Below are 19,796 nucleotides of genomic sequence, written 5' to 3'. Positions count from 1 at the left end.
GCATCCCACGCATGAAAACGACCTCGTTTTGCCTCAATCGCACCGCCGCTATGACTCGCCGCGATGCGCTGCGCTCACTGTCCGCCGGTTTTGGCTATCTCGCCTTCCAAAGCCTGGCTGCGGCGGCCACCTCGCCGCTTGCGAGCAAGCAGCCGCATTTCGCGCCGAAGGCGAAGCGGGTCATTTTTCTCTGCATGAGAGGCGGTCCCTCGCATCTCGATACCTTTGACTACAAGCCGCGCCTCATCGCGGATGCTGGCAAATCCTCGCGCTATGCTGGATCGCAGCTCATGCCGTCGCTGTGGGAGTTCAAGCAGCGCGGACAGAGCGGGCTGTGGATTTCGGAGGCCTTCCCGAATGTGGCGAAGCACGCCGACGACCTCTGCCTGCTGCGCGGGATGACTTGCGACCAGCCCAGCCATGCGCAGGCCTTCGTGCAGATGCACACGGGCGTCTCGCAGTTCGTGCGGCCCTCGCTCGGCGCCTGGGCGCTCTATGGCCTCGGCACTGAGAACCAAAACCTGCCCGGCTACATCACCATCAATCCGCCCAGCGCCAACGGCGGTGCGCAGAACTACGGCAGCGCCTTTCTACCCGCTGCGTATCAGGGCACGAAGTTCCAAATCAGCGACAGCAGCCAGCGCAGCCGCGCCATCGACATCAAACGCCGCGGCGAGGTGAACAACGACGGCCTCAACCACCTGCGCAACGAACACCTCACCACCCAAAAGCAGCGTGGGCAGATTGATTTCATCAACGCGCTCAATCGCGAGAAGCTCGCTCGCGACACGCACGCTCCGCTCATCGAAGGAGCCATCGAGAGCTACGAACTCGCCTTTCGCATGCAGGACGCCGTGCCCGGCGTGATGGACCTCACGGGCGAATCACCGCAGACGCTCGCCCTTTACGGCATCAACGAAGACCCCACCGATGGATTTGGCCGCCAGTGCCTGCTCGCACGGCGCTTTGTCGAGGCAGGCGTGCGCTTCATCGAGCTAGGTCACGGTTCCTGGGATCAGCACGCGAACATCCAGACCGCGCTCGGCCAAAACTGCGCCCAGACCGACAAACCCATCGCCGGCCTGCTCGCCGATCTCAAGCAGCGCGACCTGCTCAAAGACACGCTCGTCATCTGGGGCGGCGAGTTCGGCCGCACCTCCTACTCGCCCGATGGCAACGGCCGCGACCACAACCACAAAGGCTACACGATCTGGATGGCCGGCGGCGGCGTCAAAGGCGGCTTCTCCCACGGCGAAACCGACGAGCACGGCTACGAAGCCGTCACCGGCAAAGTCCACATCCACGACTGGCACGCTACCGTGCTGCACCTGCTCGGTTTCGACCACGAAAAGCTCACCTACCGCTTCGGCGGCCGGAACATGCGGCTCACGGACTTGTATGGGAATGTGGTGAGAGAAATTGTGGCCTGAGGCTTGGCAAGCATGGGCGCGGCGGGTAGCATGGCCGCATTATGAGCAACAAGTCCTCCGGATGCCTGATCGTCATTCTGCTGCTGGCCCTGGTCGTGAGCCTGGGGCTCAATCTGGGCCAGTTCATGGGCAAGCTGGACCTAGATGTCAGCGCGGACGCGGCGATGTTCTCCACCGCGCGGCCGAAACGAAAGTTCCATGAGGTCACCGTGGAGACGGCGAAGAAACCGACGCGGGACAAGATCGTGCATATCGACCTTGAAGGCATCATTTCCTCGATGGAGATGGGCGGGCTTTTCACGGAGGCGATGCCGGGCATCGAGACGGTGAAGCGCGCGCTGGAGCAGGCGGTGGAGGACAAGAATGTGAAGGCCATCGTGCTGCGCATCAATTCACCCGGCGGCGAGGTCACGGCGTCCGACATTCTTTATAACGCGGTCAAAAAGGCGGCGAAGGAGAAGCCGGTGGTTGTTTACATGGACTCGATGGCGGCCTCCGGCGGTTATTACGTGGCCTGCGGCGCGACGAAGATCGTGGCGAGCGAGACGACGCTCACCGCAAGCATAGGCGTGATCATGGAGACGCTGAATTACCACGAGTTGTTCGGCAAGGTGGGCTTGAGCATGGCGACCTTCACCAGCGGTGCGTTCAAGGACTCGCTCAGCGGCGCGCGGCCGATGCGCGACGACGAGAAGGCTTACATCCAGAACCTGGTGACGCAGATGTATGACCGCTTTCTCGGCATCGTTTCCGAGGCGCGCGGCGTGCCAAAGGACACCCTGAAGAGCACCGTTGCCGACGGACGCGTGGTGACAGGCCGCGAGGCGCTGAACGCGAAACTCGTGGATGAAATCGGCTATGTGGAGGACGCCTACGCGCTGGCCCGCGAGCTTGGAAAGGCGGCGGACGCGGGCGTGGTGAAGTATCGCCACGAAACGGGCTTCTTTGAGATCTTCGCGGCCGCCAAGGCTGCGCCGCAGCCGGCGAAAGTGCAGGTCGATGTGGGAAGCAGCCTGCTGCCGAAGCTGCAGCCGGGCATGATGTATTACCTGCCGCCAAGTTACGCGCATTGAACATGCCGGACGCGTTCACAACCGGGGTCCTGCGCGATCTTTCGATTTATATCAGCATCGCCACGGCGCTGGCGCTGGCGGGTTATTGGATGATGCGGCGCTACCGGCCCGAGTTTGCCTGGAATCATGAGGGACAGGTGCTCTCGCGTCCGTATGCCGCGCCGGATCTGATGCTGCTGGCAGGCCTTGGCCTATTTTTCATCCTCGCCATCCAGCCACATGAGGCCGGAGAGGCTGGCGAAGGCGCGGGCATGAGCGCCGGCGGTCTCGTGGCCAGCATGGTGTTCAATCTCCTTGTCTGCGTCGCGCTGCTGACCTACCTGCACCGGATTCGCGGGCTGAATCCGGCGGAGTTGTTCGGCATGCAGCACATCCACTGGCGCTCGCTGGCGCTGGTGGTGCTGGTTTTCGCCGTGATCATCCTGATCTCGGTGAATCTTGTCTCCGCGGCCACGGTGAAGTGGCTGGAGAAGTTCTGGCCGGACCAGCAGCCGCAGGAGACGGTGCGCGCGTTCCAGGAGTCCGGCAGCGTCGGCTTCAGGTTTCTGGTGATCATCGCGGCCGTCGTCATCGCCCCGCTGGCGGAGGAGACGCTCTTTCGAGGCTTTGTGTATGGCGTGCTGAAGCGCTACACGGACGCGCCATTCGCGGCGCTGGCATCATCGCTGATGTTCGCGGTCATTCACATGCACGTCGGCAGCCTGCTGCCGCTGTGCATGCTGGCGGTGCTTTTCTGCCTGGCCTACGAGATCACCGGCTGCCTGCTGGCTCCGATGCTGCTGCACGCCATGTTCAACAGCGCGAGCATCCTCGGGATGATGTTTCTGGATGTGAATTAGCCCTCCAGCAAAGGAGGCCGGTCACATCACCATGCCGCCATCGACGGTGAGCACCTGACCGGTGACGTATCTCGCGGCGGGGCTGGCAAGGTAGAGAGCCGCGGCGGCGATGTCCTCGGCATGGCCGAGGTCGCCGAGCGGGATTTTCTTCAAAATCTCCTCCTTCACCTGGTCGTTAAGCACATGCGTCATGTCGGTGGCGATGAAGCCGGGGCAGATGCAGTTCGCGGTGACGCCACGGCCGGCGAACTCGCGGGCGAGCGACTTCGTGAAGCCGATGAGGCCGGCCTTGCTGGCGGCGTAGTTGGCCTGACCTGCGTTGCCGATGAGGCCGATGACGGAGCTGATGTTGATGATACGCGCGCCTTTTTGCTTCAGGATGCTGCGCTGCACGGCCTTCACCATGTTGAAGGCGCCCTTGAGGTTCGTGTCGAGCACGGCGTCCCAGTCCTCCTCGCTCATGCGCAGGAGCAGGCCGTCCTTCGTGACACCGGCGTTGTTCACCAGGATGTCCACGTGGTCGAAATCGGCGAGAATCTGCTTCCCGACCTCCGCGCAGGCCGCGCCATCGGCCACATCGAGCGCGTAGGCCTTCGCGGCACCGGGATGCGCGGCGTTAATGGCGTCGGCGGCGCTTTGCGCGTTGGCCTGTGTGCGGCTGACGACGGCGACTTTCGCGCCCTCGGCGGCGAAGGCTTCAGCGATGGCTTTGCCGATGCCGCGTCCGGCACCGGTGACGACTGCGATCTTGTCTTGGAGTTTGCCCATGACTGTCATCCATGAACGGCGGCCATGCGCGCGCAAGAAGAAGGTGCATGCGCCTCGGATGCACGCCATGATGCTCTCCAACCCCGATGAGTGAAGACGCGCCACCCGCCGACAAACCCAGCCTGCTGAAACCATCCATCTCCTTCGGCGGATTCTGCGAGGTCATCGCCTTTCTCTCGCTCTCATGCACGTGGCTGGGCAGTCTCGGTCGTCATCACTGGACGCTCGACCTGCTTTCGCATTTCCGGCTGCAATACCTCGTCGCGTGCGCGCTTGTGCTGCTCTTCGCGCTGATCCGCCGCCGCACCTGGCTGGTGATCGTGACGCTGATCTCGCTGCTTTGGAACGCGCAGATCATTCACGCGTTCCACCAGACGGCAGAGAAAGCCGAACCGAAAGCCGGCAAGACGCTGCGCGTCATGACCTTCAACGTGATGACCGGCAATGAAAACCACGTCGCCGCCATCGAGCATGTGTTGAAGGCGGACGCGGACATCGTCTGCCTCTTGGAGGTGGACGAGACATGGCGTCTGAGCCTGGAGCCGCTGCGCGTGAAGTATCCGCATCGCGTCGAGGAGATGAACGACGGAAATTTCGGCATCGCCTGCTACACGCGGCTGCCTTTAAAGAGCAGCGAGGTGCGGCGCTTCACGATCTGGGGCCTGCCGTCCGTGCTGCTGAATCTCGACCACCTCGGCGTGCCGCTGACCTTCATCGGCACGCATCCAATGCCGCCGATGGGCGGCCTGAGCGCGAGAGAATGGCGCTCACAGCTTGCCGAAATCGGAATCATCGCCGGGACCATCGAAGGAGAGGTCATCGCGGTCGGCGACTTCAACGCCACGCCCTGGTGCGAGGGCATGCGGCTGCTGTGCGAGAAAAGCGGCCTGCAATTCCGCTGCGTCGATCCCGTCTGGCCGCCCACCTGGGGACTCAAGCTACCAATGATGATTCCCATCGACCATGTGCTCGTGAAAGGCGGCCTGAGCCTTCAGAAACGCGTGATCGGACCGGAGATGGGATCAGATCACCGTTCGGTGACAGCGGAGATCACGCGCTAGCCAACACACGGAGCGTGATGGCCACTTTACGCCAGCACCGCCTTCACCGGATGATGCTCCTCCACGCCGGTGAGCCGCTGGTCGAGGCCCTGGAACTTGAAGCTGAACTTGCGGTGGTCGATTCCCATGAGGTGGAGGATCGTGGCGTTGAGGTCGTTGATGTGGACGGGATCTTTGACGATGTTGTAACTGAAGTCGTCGGTTTCGCCGTGCTCCACGCCGCCTTTCACGCCGCCACCAGCCATCCACATGGTGAAATTGCGCGGATGATGGTCGCGGCCGTAGTTGTCCTTCGTCAGCGTGCCCTGGGAATAGACGGTGCGGCCGAATTCGCCGCCCCAGACGACGAGCGTGTCCTGCAAAAGACCGCGCTGCTTCAAGTCCATCACCAACGCGGCGCAGGCCTGCTCGGTGTCCTTCACCTGCGCGGCGATGTTTTTCGGCAGGCCGCTGTGCTGGTCCCAGCCGCGATGCAGGATCTGCACGACACGCGTGCCGCGCTCGATGAGACGACGGGCCAGAATGGCGCTGTGGGTGAAACTGCCGCTGCGCTGCACGTCCGGACCATACATGTCGAGCGTCGCCTTGCTCTCCTTGCTCAGATCGGTCAGTTCCGGCACGCTGGTCTGCATGCGGAAGGCCATCTCATATTGGGCGATGCGTGTTTGAATCTCAGGATCGCCCACGCGGTCGTGATTGATCGTGTTGAGCCGGTTCAGCGCGTCGAGCATCGCCCGGCGGTCGGACGGATCGACGCCCGGAGGATTCTTCACATACAAAACGGGGTCCCCCTGACCACGGAGGGCCACGCCGCTGTATTTCGTGGGCAGGAAGCCGCTGCTCCACATGCGGGTGAAGAGCGCCTGCGCGTTGCCGGTGGCGGGAAAGCTCGGTGTAAAGACGACAAATGACGGCAGATCGTTGCTCTCGCTGCCCAAGCCGTAAGAGAGCCAGGAGCCGATGCTCGGCTTGCCAGGCACCTCGCTGCCGGTCATGACGAAGGTGCAGGCCGGGTCATGGTTGATCGCGCTGGTGTGGACGCTTTTGATGACGGCGATCTCATCGACGATCTTCGCGGTGTGCGGCAGCAGCTCGCTGACAAAACGGCCGCACTGGCCGTGCGGGGCAAATTTGAACATGCTCGGCGCCACCGGCAGGCGCGACTGGCCGCTGGTCATCGTGGTGATGCGCTGGCCGTTGCGCACGCTCTCGGGCAGGTCCTTGTCAAAATGCTGCTGGAGCTGCGGCTTGTAGTCCCACAGGTCGAGCTGCGAGGGCGCGCCGTTCATGTGCAGGTAGATGATGCGCTTCGCCTTTGGCGCGAAATGCGGCAATCCAGGCATCGGCGTGTGAACCGAGGACGACGCGGCGCCGGCAAACTGCGAGCCGAGCATGCTGGCGAGGGCGATGTTGCCCGCGCGCAGGCCGACGTCGCCGAAAAACTGCCTGCGGGTCTGCTGCCGGTGAAATTCGAGGAAGGGGTCCATGGTGAGGACAGAACGTCATGGAACGCCGGAGGCTTGCGGCGGACTGCCTTTCATCCGCGCTGTCTTCGTCACCCTCACCTTCCCGCTGCGGGATGTTTTTGCACGAAGATCGAATCGATTCGGCTTCTTTTCTGGTCATTCACCCCGCCGGGGCTCGAAACGCCGCGCTTCACGAAATTCAATCGCATCAATGAGCCGGGCTTTGCCGGGGAGAGGTTCTGCGTGCTGGAAAACACGCCCCACGGACGCTCCAGCAGAACCTCCTGCGACGGCCCGCGGTAATGAATGTGCTGCGCACGCGCAAAGAAGGAGCCTTCGGGCGTGATCACCGTCACTTTGGCGTTTGTCGCTTTCGCGAGACGAACCGCGCCAGATTTGCCTTCACGCGCATAGCGAATGCTCCCCGCCTCGATCATCACAAAAGGCGATTCGCACAGCACCAGCCGCCGGTCGGGCTTCGTCGGCGCCATGCCGAGTGAATTGCCCGAAACCCAGGTGAAAGGGTCCACCCAAGTCAGCGTGTAAGTCACGCCATCCACCAGCGCGGAGGCACCTTTGCCGACGAAGGTGCCGGGTCGTGATGCGTTTCTTCCGCCGTTGGAGGCGGAAAGCTCCGCATCAGCAATCAGCAGACTGGAAGGCACAGGCTGATGTGCGAGAACAGCAATCCTGGGTAGCGGTTTGGCCGCCCACTCCTTGAGTTTCGCTTCAGGCAAGCGGCTCAGTGGCTCGTCTCGCTTAGTGACCGAGTCATGCACGCCATTGACTGCGGCTGCGGACCAGATGCCGACGCATGGCGTGAGCCACGGGAAGGACAGCAGGCAGACGACGGCCACAAACACAGCACGGCGGAGTTTTTCACGCTTCATCCCGCCATGCTGCTTCAAGCGGCAGGACCGAGGCAAGCCCGTATTCGCGCCTTTCCTGTCAAACCGGGCAGGTAACCTGCGCGACGCCCCAGATGCGCGCATCAGCGGAAGAGTTTTTTCTCCACCACCGGCCCATTGACGGTCACGAGTCGCTTTTTGAAGTCCAGCCGCATGACCGCGTCAGTCCTCGCTCCTTTGAGGTGCTGCTGGCCGGACTGCACGGTCGGATCGCCCTCGAGAATGACCTCTGTGGATGAACTGCGAAAGTGAATGCGCCTGGCGATGCCGATGAACGTGCCGTCCGGTGTGATGACCGTCACCTTGCTACGTTTGTCGGCACGGGCGAGCCTAGGCCAGTGTTCTTTGCCATCGTCGAGGTAACGCAATTCCTCGCCTTGAAGCAGCACAAAGGGAAACTCGCTCAAGGCCAGTTGGCGGCGGTCATCCTCCGCCCTGCCCGGCATGTCATCCAGGATTCCCATGTCGCCATCCCCATCTTCGAGGAAACCACGCGTGCTGGCGTCCGTGATGGCCAGCAGCGTCGAGATCATTCCCACAAAACTGCCCGCCCTGCCGCGCATGTCCGTCCCAGGACGTGAAGCTATTTTCGTCTTGTCTCCAGGCAATTCATCATCACGGATGAAAAGAGACGCGGGCATGGCTCCGACTGTGCGGACCTCAAGCATCGGCCCAGGGCGTGCCGCCCACTGTTTCAAATCCGGATGCGGCAAATAATCCAGCGGTTCCGCCACCAACGGACGCGATACTTTGTTGACCAGCCCGGAGGCCATGGTGCCGAGGCCGAACGTGCAGGGAGCGAGCCAGGGGAGCGCCAGCACGCAGGCAGCACACCCAAACACAATACGTTTCATTGTGAATCTGTCCATAAAACAAGGGGCAAACTGATGCCGCGCAGGCTAGAAACGAGTCTCGCGAGCTTTGCCTTCAATCGTGACTGTGCGCGTCGCAAAATTCAGCTTCATCAGCGCCTCCGGCTTTTCCGCCTTTATGTGCTGTTGACCACTCTGGACGGTGGGATTGCCTTCGAGCAACAGTTCTGTGCCTTCTCCACGCAAATGGATGCGACTCGCCAAAGCAAAGAAAGTGCCTTCAGGGGTGATGACGGTCAGTCTGGCACCACCGGTGGCCCGCATGAGTTGAGACTGATGACTTTCCTTGCCGGCATATGCGATCACAGATGCCTGCAGCAGCACATAAGGCGACCGCGAAAGCACTATTTCCCGGCGTTTCTTATTCTTCGAGGGCCACGGCGACAAGGGTGTGCCATTGCTCGAGCTGGCCATAAACTGGGTTGTCAGATCGGACAGGGCAAGCAGCGTTGCCAAGCTGTTCATGGCGGACGTAGAGCCTTTCTGAACAACACCGTCCTTCGATGTAACCTGCAGAATCTTGCCATTGGTCGCGAGTTCAGAATCCTGAATAATCATGCCGCGTGTGATTCGAGCCTGGTCAAGGATCTTTATCTGCGGCCCGGGTTTCGCGGCCCATGCCTTGAGTTGCGGATCACGCAGGCGATGACGCACCTCATCATCGCCTTCCACCTTACGACTGACACCAGAAACCAGGGCCGCTCCGACCGTACCAACCCCAAGAGTGCAGGGCGTGAGCCATGGCAGCACCAGCAAACTCGCGGCCAGCATGAACACACAGCGTCTGAGCATGTTTAGTTTCATGGGAGGAAGGCTGGCGGCACAGGAGTGAGTTTCAAGCATGGAATACGATGGATGAGTTGCCCGAGGTCAGAACTTAGACTCCACTGCAGGGCCGCTCACAGTCACCTCATAAGTGATTAAATTAAATTTCATCAGCTTACCGGGCCGGGATGGTTTGACCTGACGACGGCCATGCTGGACCACAGGATTACCCTCCAAAACAAGCTCACGGGATGGTGCTCTGTAATGAATCCGCTGCGCCGAGGCAAAGAAGTTGCCGTCCGAAGTGATGATGGTGGCATTGGCCTGCAGCCCGGTGTTCGTGCTGGCCAGGGCCATGAAAGGATGCTTTTCCCGTCCACGCTGGACAAATCTAAGATCGTCCGCATCGAGCAATACAAAGGGAGCATCGGACAACACCACCTTGTGACGGGCGATGTTGAATACTTTTGTGCGCGGATCATGGCTTCGACTACTGGTGGAATCAGTGCCGTCAGCCTCCTCAAGAGCACTGGCCACAGCCTCAAAACCAGCGGCTGATCTTTCACGCAATGACAGGCCTGGGCGGGAGTAGTTCATACCCTCGGTCTTTTCGAGTTCCGCAGCAGTGATCAGCATTGCCCGAGGGACTGACTGATTCTCACGAACAATCAACGCCCGGCCTGAAGACGCGCCCGTGCTCTGGTTCTGGACGACTTGATCGGAGAACCGCACTTCTGAGTCAGGTTTCCCAAACAGCACACGCCCAGTTCCCCTGATGGCAACGGCGGACAAACTTCCGAGGACACATGGAGTAAGCCATGGAAGGGAAAATAGGCACACTGATGTAACAAACAATATGCGACGAAGATCGTCCCGGTTCATGCCTCAATCCTGGACAATCAGCTTCTTGGAAGCAAGCATCGTCTTCGTCCGCTGCCTCAACATCACCCAACCCAGCACCGCCATCGCCAGCGCGATGAACTGATAGCCGCTCAGACCGTGGAAAACCTTCGGCGTGTCACGCATGAACTCGTGCGCGAAACGGAACAGGCCGTAGGCGATGAGGTAGAAGAAAAACAATCGGTCTCGCAAGACACCGCGTCGCTGCATGAGGAGGATCGTGATGAAAATGACGACCTGGAACGCCCCTTCGATGAAGGGCGCAGGCCAGCGGGCGATGCTGTTGACATCGCGCGCGGCAAACACACCGGCGACCGGTTTGCCGAGGCAGCAGCCGTTCACATGGCAGCCGACGCGTCCCAGCAGGATGCCCACGGGCACGATCACTGCGAAGGCATCGCCCGTGGACTGCTTGTGACCGGTGAGATGCTTCGTGATCTCCACGCCTGCATACGCGCCGAGAAGGCCGCCGAGCACCGATTTCCCCGTGGCCCAGCGCAGCCAGCGGTCCGGCTGCTGCCATTCCAGCCAGCCTTCCGCGATCAGGTAAGCGATCTTCGCGCCGGCGAAACCGCCCACGAGCGCGCCGAGATAGATCAGCAGCAGGTCGCTTTGGCCCTTCGCAAGACGATACCAATAGAACGCACCGATCAAAATGCCCGCCGCCATGAGCGCGGCATACGCCGGGCTGCCGGGAAGGAACTGGTGCTGAGGCGGCGGGTTCACAAAGCGGCCTTGGTGTCAGGAAAACCGGAGTAGTAGCGGCAGAAGGAGTCCAGCTTGCCATCGGGCCGGATCACATGCGTGCAGCAGCGGTCGATGCGGTCCTCATCCCACGTCCACGCGTCCATGAAGGGCTTCACCATGAGCCGGAAGGCCATGCTGCGCGTTTTCTCCAGCGTCTTGAGCAGTTCGCCGAGCGGCTCGTTCTCACAGCCGCATTTGGCGAGGTCTTCGAGCGTGTAGTGAATCTTGTCCTGCAGGAAGCCTTGCAGGTTCGTGAAGTCGAGGAAGTCGCTGACATGCCACACCTGATCGCCACGGCGAATGAGGTAGCCAATCGTGGCGCAGTTCGGATCACCGCAGGGCAAAGGCGTGAAGTCCTCGAAGCGCAAGCCGCCTTGCGACTGCTCCACCGCAGCAAGCAGAATGTCGGCAGTGTTGAGTCGCTGCTTGGCGTTGGCCGCTTCATTGCGTCCGCTGAGAAACTCCGGCTGGAAGGTGATGCCGTGAATATTTGCGTCATCGAGGCCGAAACGAATCGTCTGCCAGAGGTGCGGCAGGTTGTCGTGTGTCACCGTCATCGCCAGCGTGACCGGAATGTTTGCCGCGGCGAGGTTGGCGAGCGCCTGACGCTTTACTTCGCGCAGATCGGCTCCGCGCAGCGCTTTGTGTCCGGCCTCCTGCAGGCCATCAAACTGCAAATAGACCTGCAAACCGCCGTTGCGGAAGATTTCGCCGAGTTCGTGGCATAGGGCGGGTTCCTTCGCGAAGCGGACGCCGTTCGAGTTGATGAGCAGGAAGTCGATCTGCTCATGCTGCTTCGCCCAGCGGCAGATTTCGGCCAGTTGCGGGTGGAGCGTGGGCTCGCCGCCAGAAAGTTGCAGGATCTCGATCTTGCCCTTGCGTGCGATCAAACCGTCCACACGTGCTTGAATCTCGGCCATGGGCACCGCATCCACTTTGGAACCGATGCCGACGGGCGAGTCCGCGTAGCAGGTCGGGCAGGCGAGATTGCACGAGTTCACGATCTCGATGAGAGCGAGGCAGGTGGATAGCGTCTCGATGGGGTCCGATCCCCTTCCCTCCGCGTTGCGGCCGAGGGTTCCCGCGTTTTTGCCCGTCGCATCGCAACACGCGCCGCCGGAGCAGCAGCGGTTCTCTTCCCTGCCCTGCGCCAGCCAGTAAAACCGCGCATCACTGGCGATGCAGGCGCTGAACTCCCCGTGCGCGATGCATCGGCGCTTCATGAACACCTTCCCATCCACCTGCTCAACCGTGGCCGGGCACGGCGAATGACACTGCGGACAGCGCGAGGTGGTGCGTTTGAGGATGGTCGCGCTCATCAGGTTTGGCTGACCAGAACGACACAGCCGACGAAGAGCGACACAAACATCAAGGCCCAGCCGCCGAAGATCAGTCCGGCCGTGAGCCAGCCGGAACCGCCTTTGCCCAGTTTCACGCTGGAAACGATATGCATGACGAAAGTCACGAACCCAACCACGCCCACGATCACCTCCAGGTACCGGGTGTTTGAAGCCAACATGCCAAAAGTAGCGCCGGGAAAGATCACCGTGCTAAGAATCCAAACAAACCACCAAGGGCCTTTTTCGGGCGCTGGCTGAGGGCTATTTTCATTCATGTGGCTGATTGAATCGTGAACCAAGGACTCTGGCAAGAGGCTTTCTATCACACGGGAGCGTAAACACAGCCGGCAAAGAAGGAGACCACCATCAGCACCCAGCCACCCCAGAAGATCAGCGCCGACTGCCAGAAAGCCTTCCGGTCGAGCTTCATGCTGGCGATGAAGTGCAGCACGAGAGCGACAAGACAAAGCGCCAGGGCTTTGTCCGCGTGAAGGAAAGGTGCCATGCCTGGCATCGGCACGGCGGCCAGAATCCAGAGGAACCACCACCCGCCCTTCGCAGCCGGCCTTGGGTTGTGTTTGTCATCCATAGGCCAGATTGAATCGTTCATGAAAGCCGCTGGCAAGATGCTTTCCCACCCTTTCGTTCTCCTGCGCCCATGATCCGCCGACTTTTGCTCTCCCTGCTCGTCTTGCCGTTGTTCGTTTCCGCCGCCGACACACCGCCGAACATCGTGATGATCATCTCCGACGACCATCTGTGGAGCGATTACGGCTTCATGGGGCACCAGACCATCCAGACACCGAACCTGGACAAGCTGGCAAGCGAGAGTCTGGCCTTTCGCCGCGGTTATGTGACAAGCAGCCTGTGCTGCCCGAGCCTAGCGACGATCATCACAGGCCAATACCCGCACCAACACAAGGTGACGAGCAACGACCCGCCCCTCGTGCCCGGTGCTGGCAAAAAAAAGGGCCAGGCGAAAGGGCCGGAGTTTGAAGCGGGCCGTGAGGTGATGAGCAAGCACCTCGAAGAAGCAGGCACCCTGCCGACGATGCTGAAACAGAAAGGCTACCTGAGCCTGCAAACCGGCAAATGGTGGCAGAAGCACTACTCACGCGGCGGATTCACCCACGGCATGACCGAAGGCGGCCGCCACGGCGACAAGGGCCTCGACATCGGCCGCAAGACGATGCAGCCGATCTATGACTTCATCGGCGAAGCCAAGCATCAGCAGAAGCCCTTCTTCGTCTGGTATGCGCCCATGATGCCGCACGATCCGCACACGCCGCCGCAGCGCTTGCTCGACAAATACAAGGACAAGGCCCCGAGCATCCACGTGGCGAAATACTGGGCCATGGTGGACTGGTTTGACGAGACCTGCGGCGAACTGGTGAAACACATCGACGACAACGGCATGAAGGAGAACACGATCATCGTCTATGTGACTGACAACGGCTGGATCACCAACCCGCAAACCGGCCGCTACGCGGACAAATCGAAGCAAAGCCAGTATGACGGCGGCCTGCGAACGCCGATCATGATCCGCTGGCCGGGCAAGGTCACGCCGAATATGTCGGACGAACTCGCCCAGTCGATCGACCTCGCGCCCACACTGCTCAAAGCGGCAGGTTTGGAGCCGACGAAGGCCATGCCCGGCATCAACCTGCTCGATGACGCCGCCGTCAACGCACGCAAGACGATCTACGGCGAGTGCTTCACGCACAACTTCGTCGATCTGAACGTTCCCGCCGCCAGCCTGCGCTGGCGCTGGATCGTCGATGGCCATGACAAGCTCATCGTGCCGAACAAAGCCAACCAACCGGATGATGTCGTCGAACTCTACGACCTGAAGGCCGATCCGACTGAGGAGAAGAACCTCGCGGCGGACAATGCCGGCAAAGTGAAAGCGCTGAGCGCCAAACTGGATGCTTGGTGGAAGCCGTGATGACGGACTCATCGTGCCACAAGGTCGTTTGAACTGTCAGGAGCGACTCTTATCATGTCCGCATGAGTTTTGTGCGAACACGCTGGCTTCTTGCGGTGCTGTCCCTGGCGGCCAGCATCTGGCTGATGAAGGCCGCGTTCAAAATCCAGGGCATGGGCGCGGCGGGGCCGGTGATCCTGAGCATGGTGGCGTTCGTGAGCACGGTCCTCCTGATCGCGCCTGAAACGGCCTTCTGGCTGGCAGAACAAATCGCCAGACCGTTCGCGAACCTCTTCTACCCGTCGGACACTTTCAAGAAACCACCCGTCTCCTACCTGCTGGCACGGCGCTACCGGATGGAGCGACGTTTCGAGGATGCCGTGACCCAATACGAGAACATCATCGAGTTTCATCCCGAGGAGCGTGACGCCCATTTGGAGTTGATCGAGCTGGCACGTCAGATGGGTGACGAGGAACTGGCGGACAAATATAATGCGTTGCTGCGTCGTCGTTTTCCTGACCTTGAGCAGGAGCAGGCAGACAATGCGGAAGACGATCCTGACGCCCGCTTCAATTGAGGAACCGGAACTCAGGCGTCGCCCACAGGGTCTGGATGAATCGAGCCCACAGGTCACGCGTCTCTTCGGCCGTCGCATTGCCCGAACCACTGGATTCGATGAATTCCCGCACTTGCGAGCTCTCATTGCCTGTCGGCGGACGCTGCAGCGATTTTTCAAAGGCGATGCGGATGCGCTTTTCCGTGTCCTTAGCCGATTTGAGCACGAGATCGGCCGCGGAACGGGCCTGCTCGATGACTTTGGGCGAATTCATGAGAAACAGCGCCTGCGTGGCCACGGTGCTCGTCGTGCGCTGGCTGATGGGCTGGTTGATGTCGGCGAAGTCGAAGACTTCAAACAGCGGGTGGCGGACGTTGCGAAACGCGGCGGTGTACACGCTGCGGCGTGTGTCGTTGAAGGTGTAGCCGTATTCGAGGTTCTGGATCTTCGAGTCGTTTGCATCGACCGCCGAGGCCTGCACTCCCGGACCGCCGAAACTGCGCTCCAGAGTGTCCGCCGAGACGAGCATGGCATCGCGAATGCATTCAGCATCCAGACGCTTGCGGTTCATGCGGGAGAGGAGGCGGTTGTCGGGATCATGGGTGACCGGCGGCGCGAGCGAAGTCATCCGATACGTCCTGGACATCACCATCTCCTTCACCAGCCGCTTCAGGTTCCAGCCGTCCTCCATAAACTTGATCGCCAGATGATCGAGCAGCTCAGGATGGCTGGGAAGCTCGCCGGTGGAGCCGAAATTATCCGTGGTTCGCACAATGCCGGCACCGAAGAGCCAGTGCCACACGCGGTTGACCATGACACGGGCGGTAAGCGGGTTGTCGCGGGAGGTGATCCACTGTGCCAATTGCAGACGACCACTGGAGTCGGCCGGAATGCTGGGCGCGTTTGGACGCATCGCCGCCTGAATGAATCCGCGTGGCACAGGGGCGCCGAGATTGCGGATGCTGCCGCGGATGTGGACCTTCGCGTCCTCAGGCGCGGTGTCGTCCGCCACCGACATGGCCTCGGGCCGCTCGGGCATGTCCTTCTGCATGGCTTTGAGCTGCTTTTCGAGCTCCGCGAGGCGCGTCTTGAGCTTTCTGGCATTGGGTGACTCTTTGGAGGCCGCCACCTCGGCGACGTCCTTGTCATCGACCGGGAGGAACTGCACGGCATCAACGGTCACATAGCCTTGGGAGGCCGCGTTCGTGATGAGGACGAAGCCCTGGCCGTTTGCCTCAAAGCGGAAGGTGCCCAGGGAGGCGAATTGCAGGCCTTTGAGATTGTCCGTGGCGAGTTTGAAGCTCTTCAAGTCCTCGCCGTCGGCATGCAGGATGGTGGCGGTGGCGCTTTCGGCACGGTTCGGGCCGGCGTTGAAGGCCACGCGCACCTCGTAGCGTCCGGCCTTTGGCAGCTTCGGCGTGAAGGTGATGGTCTTCTCGCCCTTGGCCTCGTTCTGGTCGCTCACATAGCTGGCGCCGATGAAGGGGCCGAAATGCGTGGATGGCTTCCAGAAGCCCACCTTCTGGGCCTCCGTGTCGTCCACGACGATGCCGGGAAGGTCGGACGGGGAGATGGTTTTCTTGCTGCGCAAATCAGCGCTTCCGACATCGCGCAGATCATCCTTGAGTGCCGCGATTTGATCTTTGAGCACGGCCGCCTGCTTTTCATGCGCCTGCATCCGCGTCTCAGCCTCGCCGTCGAGCGGCAAAGGGGTGTCGATCCAGTGCGCGACATTGTCGGTGTAGTTCTTGAGAGTCTTCGTGCTCCGCAGGATGCCGGCCATCGCGTAGTAGTCACGAGTCGAGATGGGATCGAACTTGTGATCGTGACAGCGGGCGCAGCCGATGGTCATGCCGAGAAACGCACGCCCCATGGTGTCGAGCTGCTCATCGACGATGTCCATGCGCAGCATGCCCTTGTCCTGCTCCTCATAATTCGTGGGGCCGAGCGCGAGAAATCCGGTCGCTGTGAGCTGGCGGCGGCGCTGGGCGGCATTCTCATGCGGCAAGAGGTCGCCCGCGATCTGCTCGGTGATCATGCGGTCAACGGGCACGTTGTCACGGATGGATTCGAGAACGTAATCGCGGAAACGCCACGCGTCCTTGAACGGCAGCGAGCGCCCACCACCACTCGACTCCGCAAAGCGCGTGATGTCGAGCCAGTGCGAGGTGAAACGCTCCGCGAAGGCATCGGAAGCGAGAAGAGAGTCAACCATTTGTTCGTAGTCAGACAATGAGATGACCGCGCTACCCTTCTCCTTGTCTGATTGTCTGATTGTCTCCTTGTCCAGAACCGGCGGTAGTCCGGTAAGGTCAAACGACAGCCTTCGCAGAAACGTGGCAGCTTCAGCATCCGGCGCGGGCGTGAGGTTGTTCTCTTCAAGCTTGGCGAGGATGAAGCGGTCGATGTCATTCGCAGGCCATGCGGCGTTCTTCACCGCCGGTGGCGGCACGGCCTTCGGCGGCTGGAAGGACCAGAAACTGGCGTCAGCGCGAGATTGAGTGTGTTTGCCGCCCGCGTTGGCGACGGCATCACGCGGATCGGGCGCTCCAGACTCGATCCAGAGCTCCAAATCGGCGATCTCGCTGTCCTTGAGCTTGCGCTTCGGCGGCATTTTCAAATCGCGGTCGAAGTAGGTGACCGCATGCCAGAGCTTGCTGTCGGTGAGCTTGCCGGGGACGATGGCAGGACCGGAATCCCCGCCCGTCTGCCATCCACCACGCGAATCGAGGCGCAGGCCGCCCTTCTGCTTGTCGGGGCCATGACAGTCGATGCAGTTCTCGATCAGCAGAGGTCGGATCTTCTGCTCAAAATGCGTCATGTCCGCGGCTGAGGCAGCGGTGGCGAGGGTCAGCGAAAACAGGATAGCGCGCATTGGGGGGCGCAAGGCAAACGAGAGGCGTCCCGAGGCTCTTTCACCTCGTGAACAGCATGACGTGATGCTGCTCGAAGCGCTCAACGAGGCGGGTTTCGCGAAACGACGCCGTATCTGCCATGCGGGTGAGGCTGGAGACGGTTTCGGGGAAATCAAAGGATGCAACGTGGGCGCACGCGGCGTCGATGTCCTCGGAGCAGATCGCGGTCCATCGCGTGCGCATGGTGTCGAGGTAGCCTTCGAGATATTGTTCGCGTGTCTGGCCCTCCTCGCGCGCCACATCCACCATGATGAAACAGCCGCCCGGGACCAGCTTCGCGGCACATTCATGGAAGAGCTGCTGCTTCTGCTCCGACTCGAGATGATGCACCGCGAAGCCGGTGAAGATGACATCGAAGGCTGCGGAGGCCTCCCGCACCGCAAGAAGCATGTCCTGGCAGTGAAGCGCGACATCAGGGAGCCCGCGCAGGTAGCCGCGCGCCTCGTCGAGAGCGGTGACGGAGAGGTCCACGCCTTCATATCTCGAAGGCGGGGCAGCCTTCAGACAGGGGGCCAGGAAACGTGTGTTTCCGCAGCCGAGGTCGAGCAGTGTGTAAGCCCCCGCCGCATGCCGCCGACCCAGCATGTCTGCCACGAGAGCATAAATCTCGTGGTGGAACATGTAGTTCTTCGCGGAAAGCGCGTCGTAGAGCGACCAGGAGGTGCGGAACAGGGCGGTTTCGTCGTCAGGCGTGCCGGGGGCGGGCATTGGAACGAATCAGAGCATTTTAGGCCACTGCTGCCAGCCATCACCAACGGCTGCGACGCTCACGCGGAGTGACGATCACGCCGCCGGGACTCAGCGGGCTGCGGTCGCGGCGTTCCATCGGCGTGATGACGCGCCCGCCTGGGCTGTAAGGGCTGCGGGCCGGACGCGGCGTGACATAGCAGGAGGAGAGCGTGGTGAGGGCGAGTGCTGCGAGGAGGAGTCGGCTGTTCATGACGAGCCATTGAACACCGAATCTCGTCAAAGTTGCAAGCCACAACCACGCTGAAGCTGATATTCGGGATGTGGAAAGGGCGGGAATTTTACTTTCGTTTTGTCCGCCCCCTCTAAACTCCGCCACTCATCAAAAAACAACCACCATGACTCCCGAAGAAGCCAAAGCCCAGCTCGACAACCAGGTCCGCGAAATCATCAACTGGCACTTCTCGCCGGAAACCGGCTGCCAGTTCTGGCTGGAGTGGGCGAAGAAGAATTTCGACCCCCGCGGCGTGGTGAACAGCTACGAGGACATCATCGCGAAGTTTGACCACTTCCAGGACGAGTGGCTGCGTGACCTTCAGCCCGAAGTTTGGGTGCCGAAGGCCTTCGAAGGCAAGCCTTTCAACATTTTCGAAACCGGCGGCACCACCGGCATGCCGAAACAGCGCGTCGGCTGGAACGACTTCCGCGTCGATTACGAGGAATTCAGCCACAAGCTCAAGGACGAGCATTTCCCGCAGGGCAAGTCCTGGATCATGGTCGGCCCCACCGGCCCCCGCCGCCTCCGCCTCGCCGTGGAGCACCTCGCCAACTACCGCGGCAGCTCGTGCTACTTTGTGGATCTCGACCCGCGTTTCGTGAAGAAGGTGATCTCGAACAAACAGTTCGATGTCGCCCGCCAATACATGGATCATGTGGTCGATCAGGCCGTCCTGCTGCTGAAGCATCGTAAAATTTCAGCCATCTTCACCACGCCGAAGCTGCTCGAAGCGCTGGCTGAGAAGGTCGATCTGTATGCGGCTGGAATTCGCGGCTGCTTCGTCGGTGGCACCACCATGACTCCGCAGTATGTTCGCTTCATCGTGGAAGAGGTGCTGGAGGGCAAAATCGGCTTCTACCCGACTTACGGGAACACCTTGATGGGCCTCGCCGCCAGCGTGCCGCTGGAGCCGTCGGACAATTTCTCCATCACCTACTACGCCCCGCAGCCGCGTGCCGTGCTGCGCATCGTCGATCCGAAGGCCACCAACAACACCGTCGATTACGACGCCTGGGGCCGCGTGGAGCTCACCACGCTCACGAAGGAGTTCTTCATGCCGCGCTTCCTCGAGCGCGATGAGGCCATGCGCCGCAAACCGCGTGCTCCCTATGCCTGGGACGGCGTCGCCGACGTCCGGCCGTTCGGCGCGATGGAGAAGACCATCGTCGAAGGCGTGTACTGAAGATCTGACAAAGCGTTCCGCAGCCGGAGATGCGCAAGGCGTGTCTCCGGCTTCATTTTGAGGCCGTCAGGGTTGGAAAAGTCC

At 61.1% G+C, this 19,796-nt stretch carries 20 protein-coding genes; 7 read left to right on the top strand and 13 right to left on the bottom strand.

Translation table 11 applies throughout. The annotated features are described in order from the left end of the window. Positions 1-11 precede the first annotated feature (11 nt). The 3 genes from ACILSE_RS15020 to ACILSE_RS15010 are packed head-to-tail and all read left to right on the top strand — an operon-like array spanning position 12 to position 3,342. On the top strand, positions 12-1,430 hold the full coding sequence (locus tag ACILSE_RS15020; protein WP_395718228.1) for a DUF1501 domain-containing protein: 1,419 nt from the start codon (positions 12-14) through the stop codon (positions 1,428-1,430). Between the two features lie 41 nt (positions 1,431-1,471). Continuing rightward, positions 1,472-2,503, top strand: a complete 1,032-nt coding sequence (sppA, locus tag ACILSE_RS15015) for a signal peptide peptidase SppA (protein WP_395718227.1) — start codon at positions 1,472-1,474, stop codon at positions 2,501-2,503. Positions 2,504-2,505: 2 nt separating this feature from the next. Next, the gene (locus ACILSE_RS15010) at positions 2,506-3,342 is read left to right on the top strand and encodes a lysostaphin resistance A-like protein (RefSeq protein WP_395718226.1); all 837 of its coding nucleotides are present in this window, start codon (positions 2,506-2,508) and stop codon (positions 3,340-3,342) included. 21 nt (positions 3,343-3,363) lie between these two features. Here ACILSE_RS15010 and fabG read toward each other — a convergent pair whose 3' ends face one another. Then, positions 3,364-4,110: a 3-oxoacyl-[acyl-carrier-protein] reductase gene (gene fabG / locus ACILSE_RS15005; protein ID WP_395718225.1), complete on the bottom strand. Its 747-nt coding sequence runs from the start codon at positions 4,108-4,110 to the stop codon at positions 3,364-3,366. A gap of 86 nt (positions 4,111-4,196) precedes the next feature. On the opposite strand from fabG, the gene ACILSE_RS15000 reads away from it, so the two are divergent. Then, on the top strand, positions 4,197-5,171 hold the full coding sequence (locus ACILSE_RS15000; RefSeq protein ID WP_395718224.1) for an endonuclease/exonuclease/phosphatase family protein: 975 nt from the start codon (positions 4,197-4,199) through the stop codon (positions 5,169-5,171). A 26-nt stretch (positions 5,172-5,197) separates the two neighbouring features. Here ACILSE_RS15000 and ACILSE_RS14995 read toward each other — a convergent pair whose 3' ends face one another. The 9 genes from ACILSE_RS14995 to ACILSE_RS14955 all read right to left on the bottom strand — a co-directional run bounded on the left by ACILSE_RS14995 (position 5,198) and on the right by ACILSE_RS14955 (position 12,758). Then, positions 5,198-6,658, bottom strand: coding sequence for a DUF1501 domain-containing protein (locus ACILSE_RS14995; RefSeq protein WP_395718223.1), 1,461 nt, complete (start codon positions 6,656-6,658; stop codon positions 5,198-5,200). Positions 6,659-6,732: 74 nt separating this feature from the next. Next, a complete protein-coding gene (locus ACILSE_RS14990; RefSeq protein ID WP_395718222.1) occupies positions 6,733-7,527 on the bottom strand; it encodes a hypothetical protein in 795 nt (264 codons plus the stop codon). 101 nt (positions 7,528-7,628) lie between these two features. Continuing rightward, positions 7,629-8,399, bottom strand: a complete 771-nt coding sequence (locus ACILSE_RS14985) for a hypothetical protein (protein WP_395718221.1) — start codon at positions 8,397-8,399, stop codon at positions 7,629-7,631. Positions 8,400-8,444: 45 nt separating this feature from the next. After that, entirely contained in the window at positions 8,445-9,221 is a 777-nt protein-coding gene (locus tag ACILSE_RS14980; protein ID WP_395718220.1) for a hypothetical protein, read from the bottom strand. Positions 9,222-9,287: 66 nt separating this feature from the next. Further along, complete coding sequence (locus tag ACILSE_RS14975) at positions 9,288-9,818, bottom strand: hypothetical protein (RefSeq protein ID WP_395718219.1); 531 nt, start codon at positions 9,816-9,818, stop codon at positions 9,288-9,290. A gap of 249 nt (positions 9,819-10,067) precedes the next feature. After that, positions 10,068-10,808, bottom strand: a complete 741-nt coding sequence (locus ACILSE_RS14970) for a prolipoprotein diacylglyceryl transferase (protein WP_395718218.1) — start codon at positions 10,806-10,808, stop codon at positions 10,068-10,070. Further along, on the bottom strand, positions 10,805-12,148 hold the full coding sequence (locus ACILSE_RS14965; protein ID WP_395718217.1) for a radical SAM protein: 1,344 nt from the start codon (positions 12,146-12,148) through the stop codon (positions 10,805-10,807). Before ACILSE_RS14965 ends, ACILSE_RS14970 begins: the two co-directional genes overlap by 4 nt. Next, positions 12,148-12,444 (bottom strand): hypothetical protein, encoded by a 297-nt coding sequence (locus ACILSE_RS14960; protein ID WP_395718216.1) that lies wholly within the window; start codon positions 12,442-12,444, stop codon positions 12,148-12,150. The genes ACILSE_RS14965 and ACILSE_RS14960 overlap by 1 nt, the downstream gene beginning before the upstream one ends. A gap of 47 nt (positions 12,445-12,491) precedes the next feature. After that, positions 12,492-12,758 (bottom strand): hypothetical protein, encoded by a 267-nt coding sequence (locus ACILSE_RS14955; protein WP_395718215.1) that lies wholly within the window; start codon positions 12,756-12,758, stop codon positions 12,492-12,494. Positions 12,759-12,827: 69 nt separating this feature from the next. On the opposite strand from ACILSE_RS14955, the gene ACILSE_RS14950 reads away from it, so the two are divergent. Together ACILSE_RS14950 and ACILSE_RS14945 are read left to right on the top strand one after the other, a co-directional pair. Then, positions 12,828-14,114: a sulfatase gene (locus ACILSE_RS14950; RefSeq protein WP_395718214.1), complete on the top strand. Its 1,287-nt coding sequence runs from the start codon at positions 12,828-12,830 to the stop codon at positions 14,112-14,114. Between the two features lie 62 nt (positions 14,115-14,176). Next, positions 14,177-14,671 carry a tol-pal system YbgF family protein gene (locus tag ACILSE_RS14945; protein WP_395718213.1) on the top strand — a complete coding sequence of 165 codons (495 nt, stop codon included), beginning with the start codon at positions 14,177-14,179 and terminating at the stop codon, positions 14,669-14,671. Here ACILSE_RS14945 and ACILSE_RS14940 read toward each other — a convergent pair. From ACILSE_RS14940 to ACILSE_RS14930, 3 genes are read right to left on the bottom strand one after another with little or no spacing between them, the layout of a single operon-like run. Beyond that, complete coding sequence (locus tag ACILSE_RS14940) at positions 14,664-17,525, bottom strand: DUF1553 domain-containing protein (RefSeq protein ID WP_395718212.1); 2,862 nt, start codon at positions 17,523-17,525, stop codon at positions 14,664-14,666. The genes ACILSE_RS14945 and ACILSE_RS14940 overlap by 8 nt on opposite strands. 40 nt (positions 17,526-17,565) lie before the next feature. Further along, the gene (locus ACILSE_RS14935; protein WP_395718211.1) at positions 17,566-18,273 is read right to left on the bottom strand and encodes a methyltransferase domain-containing protein; all 708 of its coding nucleotides are present in this window, start codon (positions 18,271-18,273) and stop codon (positions 17,566-17,568) included. Between the two features lie 40 nt (positions 18,274-18,313). Continuing rightward, entirely contained in the window at positions 18,314-18,505 is a 192-nt protein-coding gene (locus ACILSE_RS14930) for a hypothetical protein (protein ID WP_395718210.1), read from the bottom strand. A 145-nt stretch (positions 18,506-18,650) separates the two neighbouring features. Between ACILSE_RS14930 and ACILSE_RS14925 the strand changes: the two genes are divergently transcribed. Continuing rightward, positions 18,651-19,712 (top strand): hypothetical protein, encoded by a 1,062-nt coding sequence (locus ACILSE_RS14925; RefSeq protein ID WP_395718209.1) that lies wholly within the window; start codon positions 18,651-18,653, stop codon positions 19,710-19,712. The last annotated feature ends 84 nt before the right edge of the window (positions 19,713-19,796 follow it).

Origin of the sequence: Prosthecobacter sp. (assembly GCF_044236155.1) — a bacterium.
GTDB lineage: Bacteria > Verrucomicrobiota > Verrucomicrobiia > Verrucomicrobiales > Verrucomicrobiaceae > Prosthecobacter.
This window is presented reverse-complemented; position numbering and strand designations above follow the sequence as displayed.